Origin of the sequence: Aliihoeflea sp. (assembly GCF_052435475.1) — a bacterium.
GTDB lineage: Bacteria > Pseudomonadota > Alphaproteobacteria > Rhizobiales > Rhizobiaceae > Aliihoeflea.
Genome location: NZ_JBQVMV010000003.1, coordinates 284,708 through 293,696 on the forward strand (window position 1 = coordinate 284,708; position 8,989 = coordinate 293,696).

Genomic DNA, 8,989 nt, shown 5'->3' on the forward strand with positions numbered 1-8,989 from the left:
GCGAAGGAACTCGCCATCTCAGGTTTCCCTCACTCCGCCGCCTCCAGCGGCCTTGCGATCCGCCGCGACTGCCGCGCCTGGTCTTGGTAGTCCACCTGCCAGTCGGAAGGACCGTTGGATGGCGTCACCTGAACCGCTGTGACCTTGTATTCCGGACAGTTCGTCGCCCAGTCGGAGAAATCGGTGGTGATGACGTTGGCCTGCGTGTTCGGGTGGTGGAAGGTCGTGTAGACCACGCCCGGGGCGACGCGCTCGGTGATCAGCGAGCGCAGCGTCGTCTCGCCGGCACGGCTCGCCAACCGCACCCAGTCGCCGTCGCGAAGGCCGCGTTGTTCGGCGTCGTGCGGATGGATTTCCAGCCGGTCCTCGTCATGCCAGACGACGTTCTCGGTACGCCGCGTCTGCGCGCCGACATTGTACTGCGACAGGATGCGTCCGGTCGTGAGCAGCAGCGGGAAGCGTGGTCCGGTCTTCTCGTCGGTGGCGACATATTCGGTGCGGATGAACTTGCCCTTACCACGCACGAAACCGTCGATATGCATGATCGGCGTCCCGAGCGGGGACTTCTCGTTACAGGGCCACTGAACCGAGCCCATCTGGTCGAGATATTCGTAGGAAACGAGTTGGAACGACGGCGTGGTCCTGGCGATCTCGTCCATGATCTCCGACGGGTGCGCGTAGTTCCAGTCGAGCCCCATCGCCTGGGCGAGCTTCTGCGTGACTTCCCAGTCGGCAAGCCCGTTCTTCGGCGCCATCACCTTGCGCACGCGGTTGATGCGGCGCTCGGCATTGGTGAAGGTCCCGTCCTTCTCGAGGAAGGTCGAGCCCGGCAGGAAGACGTGGGCGTAGTTCGCCGTCTCGTTGAGGAAGAGGTCGTGGACGACGACGCACTCCATCGCGGCGAGGCCGGCCGAGACGTGGCTCGTGTCCGGGTCCGACTGAAGGATGTCCTCGCCCTGGATATAGATGCCCCTGAACGTGCCTTCGACGGCCGCATCCAGCATGTTGGGAATGCGCAGACCCGGCTCGTTGTCGAGCTTGGTACCCCACAGGCTCTCGTAGATATCGCGAACGGCGTCGCCCGAGATGTGGCGATAGCCCGGCAATTCGTGCGGGAACGAGCCCATGTCACACGCGCCCTGCACGTTGTTCTGGCCGCGCAGCGGGTTCACGCCGACGCCCGGACGGCCGATATTGCCTGTCGCCATGGCAAGGTTGGCGATCGCCATGACGGTGGTCGAACCCTGGGAATGTTCGGTGACGCCGAGCCCGTAATAGATCGCGCCGTTTCCGCCCCTGGCGTAAAGACGCGCGGCTCCACGGATTTCCTCCGGGTCGATGCCGGCGAGCGCGCCGACGGTTTCCGGCGAGTTCTGTTCCTCGGCGACGAAGGCCGCCCAGTCCTCGAATTCCGACCAGTCGCAGCGCTCGCGGATGAACGCCTCGTCGAACAACCCTTCGGTGACGATGACATGGGCAAGCGCGGTCAGCACCGCGACATTGGTGCCGGGCTTAAGGGGCAAATGGTGCTGCGCCTCGACATGCGCCGAACGCACGATGTCCGTGCGGCGCGGATCGAGCACGATCAGCTTGGCGCCCTGGCGCAGGCGCTTCTTCAGCCGCGAGGCGAAGACGGGATGGCCGTCGGTCGGGTTGGCGCCGATGATCATCACGACGTCCGTCTGTTCGACGCTATCGAAATCCTGCGTGCCGGCAGAGGTGCCGTAGGTCTGGCCAAGCCCATAGCCTGTCGGCGAATGGCAGACGCGCGCGCAGGTATCGACATTGTTGTTGCCGAAGCCCTGGCGGATCAGTTTTTGGACGAGATAGGTCTCCTCGTTGGTGCAGCGCGAGGAGGTGATGCCGCCGATCGCGCCCTTGCCATACTGGTACTGGATGCGCCGGAATTCCTTTGCGATATGGGCGAACGCTTCATCCCACGTCACCTCCCGCCACGGATCGCTGATCTTCTCGCGAACCATCGGGTTGAGGATGCGATCCTTGTGATTGGAGTACCCGTAGGCAAAGCGGCCCTTGACGCAGGAGTGCCCGCGATTGGCCTTGCCGTCCTTCCACGGCACCATGCGGATCAGGTCCTCGCCCTGCATTTCCGCCTTGAACGAACACCCGACGCCGCAATAGGCGCAGGTCGTGACGACCGAACTCGTGGGCATGCCCTTTTCGAGCACGGACTTCTCGCGCAGCGCATCGGTCGGGCAGGCCTGCACGCAGGCGCCGCAGGAAACGCATTCCGATGCGAGGAAATCGGTAGGACCGGCGGCGATGCGGGATTCGAAGCCGCGCCCCTCGACGGTCAGCGCGAACGTGCCCTGCACCTCCTCACAGGCCCTGACGCAGCGCGAGCAGACGATGCACTGTGCCGGGTCGTATGTGAAATAGGGGTTCGACGCATCGCGCGCGATGTAGTCGATGTTGAGCGAGCCGTTGCCCGGCGCGACATGGTTGCGGCCATCCGTGCCGTAGCGGTTCTCGGTGAGGCCCGTCGACTGGACGACGGCGTCGAACTCGCTGCCGCCGAGGCCAGAATTCGCGTCCCAACCGAGCGGATGGTCCGAGACGTAAAGCTCCATGACACCGCGCCGGATCGCACTCAGCCGGTCGGACTGCGTTTTCACGGAAATGCCCTCGGCGACGGGCGTCGTGCAGGAAGCCGGCGTGCCGCCGCGCCCGTCGATCTCGACGAGGCAGACGCGGCACGAGCCGAAGGAATCCAGCATGTCCGTCGCGCACAGCTTCGGAATCTCGGTGCCGATCTCCATCGCCGCCCGCATGATCGACGTGCCTTCCGGCACGGTGACCGAGCGTCCGTCGATCGTGAGCGTGATCTGCTTTTCAGCCTTGGAGGCCGGCGTGCCGTAGTCGATTTCGTGGATGAGACCCATGGGAATACTCCTAGCGGTCCGTTTTTTCTGCAAGCGTGTGGGCGACGAGGGCGTTCGCATGGCCGTGACCGAGGCCATGTTCGCTCTTGAGCCAGTTCACGATTTCCATGTGCTTCGTACCCGTCCGGCCCTGAATGAGCGCAGTCCAGTGCGTGATCGGCTGGCCATAGGTCTTCTCGATCGATGGAAAATAGGAGGCGGGGCCTTTGACTTTTTCGGCGCTCATTCCGCTGCCTCCTTGTGGGCGCGGGGCGCAAAGTCATCCGGGAAATGCGTGATGGCGCTCATCACCGGATAGGGCGTGAAGCCGCCCAGCGCGCAGAGCGACCCGAATTTCATCGTGTTGCAAAGGTCCGAGACGAGCGCGAGGTTTGCCTCCGGCTCGATGCCGGCGCCGATTCTGTCCAGCGTCTCGACCCCGCGTGTGGAGCCGATGCGGCACGGCGTGCACTTGCCGCAGGATTCCACCGCGCAGAACTCCATAGCGAAGCGCGCCTGAGAGAGCATGTCGGCGCTGTCGTCGAAAACGACGATGCCGGCATGGCCGATCAGCCCGTCCTTTGCGGCGAACGCTTCGTAGTCGAACGGCGTGTCGAACAGCGCACGCGGGAAATAGGCGCCGAGCGGTCCGCCGACCTGCACCGCCTTGACCGGGCGACCCGAAGCCGTCCCTTCGCCGATCTCGTCGACGATCTCGCCCAGCGTCATGCCGAACGCGGCTTCGAACAGCCCACCATGCTTGACGTTGCCGGCGATCTGGATCGGTATGGTGCCGCGCGAGCGGCCCATGCCGAAATCCTTGTAGTGCGCCGCGCCCTTGTCGAGGATGATCGGCACGGAGGCGAGCGAGATGACGTTGTTGACAACGGTCGGCTTGCCGAAGAGCCCCTGTAGCGCAGGGAGCGGCGGCTTGGCGCGCACCACGCCCCGCTTGCCCTCCAGCGAATTCAACAGCGAGGTTTCCTCGCCGCACACATAGGCGCCAGCGCCGACGCGCACTTCCATGTCGAACGCATGCGCAGAGCCGAGCACGCGCGGCCCGAGGACGCCCGCGCCGCGCGCAACGTCGATGGCCGCGTTCATGGTCGCGACCGCGTGCGGATACTCCGAGCGGATATAGATGTAGCCCTTGGTCGCGCCCGTCGCGATGCCGGCGATCGCCATGCCCTCGATCAGCACGAACGGGTCGCCCTCCATGATCATCCGGTCGGCAAAGGTGCCCGAGTCGCCCTCGTCGGCATTGCAGACGACATATTTGCGTTCGCCCGGCGCATCGTGGACGGTTTTCCACTTGATACCGGTCGGAAAACCCGCCCCGCCGCGGCCGCGCAGGCCGGATTCGGTCACGGTCGCGACGATGTCGAGCGGCGCCATCGAGACTGCCTTCTCGAGCCCGACGAGACCGCCAAGGGCGCGGTAGTCGTCGAGCGAAACGGGATCGATGATGCCGCAGCGCGCGAATGTGAGGCGCGTCTGGCGGGCGAGAAACGGAATCTCCTCCGGCTTGCCGAGCGACTTTTCATGCTTGTCGCCAACAAGGAAATCCGCGTCGAACAGTGAGGCGACGTCGGACGCGCGAACCGGGCCATAGGCGACACGGCCAGTCGCCGTCTTCACCTCGACCATCGGCTCCAGCCAGTAGAGCCCGCGCGACCCCGTGCGCACGATCTTCGCCTCGATCCCGCGTGCGGCAAGCTCGGCCTCAACCGCCTTCGCGACCTTATCGGCCCCGAGCGCCAGCGCCCCGGAATCGCGGGGAATGTAGATGGTCGTCATGCCTGCACCTCTGCCGCGATCTCTTCGATCCGTTCGGCGTCGAGCCGGCCGATCACCTCGCCATCGACCATGGCGGAGGGCGCGCAGGCGCAAAGACCGAGGCAATAGACGGGCTCGAGCGTCACCGCGCCGTCGGCCGACGTCTCGTGGAAACCGATGCCGAGCAGTGCCTGCAGTATGGCGGCCAGCGCGTCGCCGCCCATCGACTGGCAGGCTTCCGCGCGGCACAGCTTGATGACATGGCGGCCGGCGGGGGCGCGGCGGTAGTCATGATAGAAGGTCACGACGCCATGCACCTCGGCGTTGGAGATGTTCAGCGCGTCGGCGATCACCGGCAGGGCGTCCTGCGGCACGAAGCCGAACTCGTCCTGGATGCCATGCAGGATCGGCAGCAGCGGGCCGTCCAGCCCCTGATGCTCTGCGATGATGGCAGCGGTTCTCGCTGCGATCTGGGTACTTGCCTGCTGCATCGTCACGCAGCGCCCTCCCTGATCAAGGCATATGTGCGATTTCGATCAAGCCGCAGAAATGCCCCGGAATCAATAAAGCCGAATCGTCGTTCGATAGAGAAAATCTATCAAACGCGTTCATTCGACATTAGGTCAGCGCTCGGCGTCGAAGTCGCCTGCGAGCGTCATCGCCTCGTCCAGAAGCGCCGCGACGAGCGGCGTGTGCGGCTGCCGGTCGGCGGCCACGAGGCCGACCAGATGACTTGCGTCAGGCTCGACAATGGGGATAGCGCGGATCGGCTCGGCGAAGCCGAATGTCTCGGCAAGGTTGAGCGGCATGATCGACGACCATTTGCCGGTGCGGATATGCGAAAACAGCACGATCATCGAGTTCGATTCCAGCGTCGGCCGGGCGACGCTGCCGGCCTCGGCCAGATGCTGGTCGATGATGCGCCGGTTCTGCATGTCGGGCGTCAACAGGCACAGCGGCAGGTCTGCGACTTCGGCCCAGGTGACCGAACGGCGATCGGCAAATTCGGTGCCGGCGGCGGTGATGAGCTGGTAGCGCTCCGAATAAAGCGGCACCGAAACGACGCGGCCGAGCGGCTCGTTGTCGAGATAGGTGATGCCGACATCGATGTCGAAATTGCCGAGCAGGGACAGGACCTCGATCGAGGTGCGCGACAGCACCGAGAAGGTGACGCCGGGATGATGCTCGCGAAATGGCGTCGTCAGCCGCGGGATCATGGCGAGTGCCGTTGGAATGGCGGCGATTCGGATGCGCCCCGAAAGGCCATGCCGCGCCGCGCGCATCTCCTCCTTCATGGTCCGCGCATCGCCGGTGATCCGCCGCGCCCAGACGAGCACCTGCTCGCCCTCCGCGGTCAGTCCCTGAAAGCGCGATCCCCTCTTGACCAGCATGACGCCGAGCTTGTCCTCCAGCGCCTTGATCGCGGCCGAAAGCGTCGGCTGAGTGATACCCAGTTCCTCGGCGGCACGGCCGAAATGCTGCGCCCGTGCAAGCGCGATGAAGAATTCCAGCCTGTCGATCATGGCCGGACCCTATCGCGCGCGACGCTGCCGCGAAAGCCTCAGCCGCGCGCGGCCGCTTCGAGCGCCGCAACGTCGAGCTTGATCATCTTCATCATTGCGGCCGTGACGCGCGCGGCCTTCGCACGGTCCGGATCGGCCATCAGGCGCGGCAGTATTTCGGGCACGATCTGCCACGAAAAGCCGTAGCGATCCTTGACCCATCCACACTGGACCTCCTGTCCGCCATCGGCGGAAAGCTTGTTCCAGTATTCGTCGACCTCCGCCTGGTCCTTGCACAGGATCTGGAACGAAACGCTATCCGAGCGCGCTGCGCCCGGATGCGGACCGCCATTGAGGCAGACGAAGCCATGGCCCTCGATCCGAAATTCGGCGGTCAGCACCTGGCCCTCGGTCGTATGCGGCTCGCCGCCGCCCGGTGCTTTAAGAACATCGCCGATCTGCGTGTTGCGAAAGACCGACGCGTAAAAGCGCGCCGCCTCTTCGGCCTCGGTCTCGAACCAGAGCCATGTGGTCAGCTTGTCCTGCATGACGAACTCCTTCCTTGATGTCGTTCGCGCAAAGGACGCACGCGCCGCTTCGGCGCCGACATTGAGCGTGCGAAAAACTTCGCCGCTTGGTTCGCGGCCGATTATGGCCTATCTGCTCATCAGTCCATTCCAGCGAAACGTGCATCATGACCGTCACCAAGGAAACTGTCTTCGAAGCGCTCAAGACCGTGAAAGGCCCCGATTTCGAGGGCGACCTGGTCTCGCTCGGGCTCGTCTCGGATATCTTCATCGCCGATTCCAAGGTGTTCTTCTCGATCACCGTTCCCTCGGCGCGCGCGCAGGAGCTTGAGCCGCTGCGCGCGGCCGCCGAGCGTGTCGTCAAGGCGATCCCCGGCGTCGCCGACGCCGTCGTCGCGCTGACGGCGGAGAAGAAGGGCGGCGGCATGGAGGCAGCGCCTCCACGTCCCGCGCCGAAGTCCGCCCCCCGTCCCGCGCCTCCGGCCGCCCCGCCCTCGACCCAGTCCGGCAAGCGCGGCGTGCCCGGCATCCGCTCGATCATCGCGGTCGCGTCCGGCAAGGGCGGCGTCGGCAAGTCGACGACGGCGGTCAACATCGCGCTCGGCCTTGCGGCGCTCGGCCTCAAGATCGGCGTTCTCGATGCCGACATCTACGGTCCGTCCATGCCGCGTCTCCTTGGCATCACCGGCAAACCCGAGACGGTCGACGGCAAGACGCTGAAGCCGATGGAAAATTACGGCGTCAAGGTCATGTCGATGGGCTTTCTCGTCGAGGAGGAGACGCCGATGATCTGGCGCGGCCCCATGGTCATGTCGGCGCTGACGCAGATGCTGCGCGAAGTGCAGTGGGGCGAACTCGACGTGCTCGTCGTCGACATGCCGCCCGGCACCGGAGACGCGCAACTGACCATGGCGCAGAACGTGCCGCTCGCCGGCGCCGTCATCGTCTCGACGCCGCAGGATCTCGCCCTGATCGATGCCCGCAAGGGCTTGAACATGTTCCGCAAGGTCGACGTACCGCTGCTCGGCATCGTCGAGAACATGAGCTATTTCATCGCGCCCGATACCGGCGCGCGTTACGACATTTTCGGCCATGGTGGGGCCGAGCGCGAGGCCGAACGCCTCGGCGTGCCGTTCCTCGGCGCCGTGCCGCTGACGATGGACGTGCGCGAGACGTCGGACGCCGGAACGCCGGTCGTGGTTTCGAACCCGACCGGCCCGCAGGCCGGCGTCTATCGCGGCATCGCGCAAAAGGTGCTCGAGCGGCTGCGCGCGGAAGTGGCTGCAAGTGAAGCGGCAACGCCAAAGATCGTCTTCGAATAGTTGCGAAAAGGGGAAGGGGGAGGCCATGAGCCAGGACGTCGTCATTTACGAGAAGCGGGACGGCTATTCCGTCATCACGCTCAACCGGCCGGACCGGCTGAATTCGTTCAACGAGGCGCAGCATCATGCGTTGCGGGCCGCACTTGACGAATGCGAGAAGGATGCGAACTGCGGCGCGATCCTCTTGACAGGCGCCGGCCGCGGCTTTTGCGCTGGGCAGGACCTTTCGGACCGCGACCCGGCGATGATGGGCGAGCGCCCCGATCTCGGCAAGACGCTGGAAACCTTCTACAATCCGCTGGTACGCAAGCTGCGCGCAATGGAAAAGCCGGTCGTCTGTGCGGTCAACGGCGTCGCGGCCGGCGCCGGCGCCAACATCGCCTTTTCCTGCGACATCGTACTGGCCGCGAAGTCGGCGAAGTTCATCCAGGCCTTTTCCAAGATCGCGCTCGTCCCCGACGCTGGCGGCACCTACTGGCTGACCCGACACCTCGGCGAAGCGCGCGCCAAGGCGCTTGCCATGACGGCCGAACCACTCTCCGCCGAAGACGCTGCCAACTGGGGCCTCATCTGGAAGGCAGTCGACGACGACAAGCTGATGGACGAGGCGATCAAGCTGGTCGAAACCTTCGCCAAGGGCCCGACCAACGCCTATGCGCTGACCAAGAAGGCGATCCACGAAGCATCGGTGAATTCACTCGACGCGCAACTCGATGCCGAGCGCAAATACCAGCGCGAGGCGGGTATGTCGGACGACTACAAAGAAGGCGTCGCGGCGTTCCTGCAAAAGCGCCCGGCCGACTTTCGCGCGGTAAGGAAGGGCTGAGTAGGTCCGGCGTCGTCCCGGAACGCGCATGGCGCGAAGCGACAGGCGCGTATCCGGGATCCATTCCGTGCGGTCGAAGGTCACGGAATGGGTCCCTGTGTATCGTGTCCATGTCATAGTGGCTGCGGGCGGGAGACCGTTGGGTCCCTGGTCT

General features: G+C 64.9%; 8 protein-coding genes. 2 read left to right on the forward strand and 6 right to left on the reverse strand.

Annotated features, from left to right (window positions below; all coding sequences use genetic code 11):
* Window positions 1–29: 29 nt before the first annotated feature.
* The 6 genes from fdhF to ACT6QU_RS06870 form a co-directional block, all read right to left on the reverse strand.
* Window positions 30–2,903 (reverse strand): formate dehydrogenase subunit alpha, encoded by a 2,874-nt coding sequence (gene fdhF, locus ACT6QU_RS06845; protein WP_444563273.1) that lies wholly within the window; start codon window positions 2,901–2,903, stop codon window positions 30–32.
* A 10-nt stretch (window positions 2,904–2,913) separates the two neighbouring features.
* Window positions 2,914–3,129 (reverse strand): DUF4287 domain-containing protein, encoded by a 216-nt coding sequence (locus ACT6QU_RS06850; protein ID WP_444563272.1) that lies wholly within the window; start codon window positions 3,127–3,129, stop codon window positions 2,914–2,916.
* Entirely contained in the window at window positions 3,126–4,679 is a 1,554-nt protein-coding gene (locus ACT6QU_RS06855) for a formate dehydrogenase beta subunit (RefSeq protein WP_444563271.1), read from the reverse strand. Before ACT6QU_RS06855 ends, ACT6QU_RS06850 begins: the two co-directional genes overlap by 4 nt.
* On the reverse strand, window positions 4,676–5,155 hold the full coding sequence (locus ACT6QU_RS06860; protein ID WP_444563270.1) for a formate dehydrogenase subunit gamma: 480 nt from the start codon (window positions 5,153–5,155) through the stop codon (window positions 4,676–4,678). The genes ACT6QU_RS06855 and ACT6QU_RS06860 overlap by 4 nt, the downstream gene beginning before the upstream one ends.
* Window positions 5,156–5,281: 126 nt before the next feature.
* Window positions 5,282–6,181 (reverse strand): LysR family transcriptional regulator, encoded by a 900-nt coding sequence (locus ACT6QU_RS06865; RefSeq protein WP_444563269.1) that lies wholly within the window; start codon window positions 6,179–6,181, stop codon window positions 5,282–5,284.
* Window positions 6,182–6,219: 38 nt separating this feature from the next.
* Complete coding sequence (locus tag ACT6QU_RS06870) at window positions 6,220–6,708, reverse strand: VOC family protein (protein WP_444563268.1); 489 nt, start codon at window positions 6,706–6,708, stop codon at window positions 6,220–6,222.
* 146 nt (window positions 6,709–6,854) lie between these two features.
* On the opposite strand from ACT6QU_RS06870, the gene ACT6QU_RS06875 reads away from it, so the two are divergent.
* Both ACT6QU_RS06875 and paaG read left to right on the forward strand, forming a co-directional pair.
* A complete protein-coding gene (locus tag ACT6QU_RS06875; RefSeq protein WP_444563267.1) occupies window positions 6,855–8,009 on the forward strand; it encodes an Mrp/NBP35 family ATP-binding protein in 1,155 nt (384 codons plus the stop codon).
* Between the two features lie 25 nt (window positions 8,010–8,034).
* Window positions 8,035–8,835 (forward strand): 2-(1,2-epoxy-1,2-dihydrophenyl)acetyl-CoA isomerase PaaG, encoded by an 801-nt coding sequence (paaG, locus tag ACT6QU_RS06880; RefSeq protein WP_444563266.1) that lies wholly within the window; start codon window positions 8,035–8,037, stop codon window positions 8,833–8,835.
* Window positions 8,836–8,989 lie beyond the last annotated feature (154 nt).

Excerpts from the sequence above, each read along its gene's own strand:
- fdhF (WP_444563273.1), bottom strand. The coding sequence starts at position 2,903 with ATGGGTCTCATCCACGAAATCGACTACGGCACGCCGGCCTCCAAGGCT.
- ACT6QU_RS06850 (WP_444563272.1), bottom strand. The coding sequence starts at position 3,129 with ATGAGCGCCGAAAAAGTCAAAGGCCCCGCCTCCTATTTTCCATCGATC.
- ACT6QU_RS06855 (WP_444563271.1), bottom strand. The coding sequence starts at position 4,679 with ATGACGACCATCTACATTCCCCGCGATTCCGGGGCGCTGGCGCTCGGG.
- ACT6QU_RS06865 (WP_444563269.1), bottom strand. The coding sequence starts at position 6,181 with ATGATCGACAGGCTGGAATTCTTCATCGCGCTTGCACGGGCGCAGCAT.
- ACT6QU_RS06870 (WP_444563268.1), bottom strand. The coding sequence starts at position 6,708 with ATGCAGGACAAGCTGACCACATGGCTCTGGTTCGAGACCGAGGCCGAA.
- ACT6QU_RS06875 (WP_444563267.1), top strand. The coding sequence starts at position 6,855 with ATGACCGTCACCAAGGAAACTGTCTTCGAAGCGCTCAAGACCGTGAAA.
- paaG (WP_444563266.1), top strand. The coding sequence starts at position 8,035 with ATGAGCCAGGACGTCGTCATTTACGAGAAGCGGGACGGCTATTCCGTC.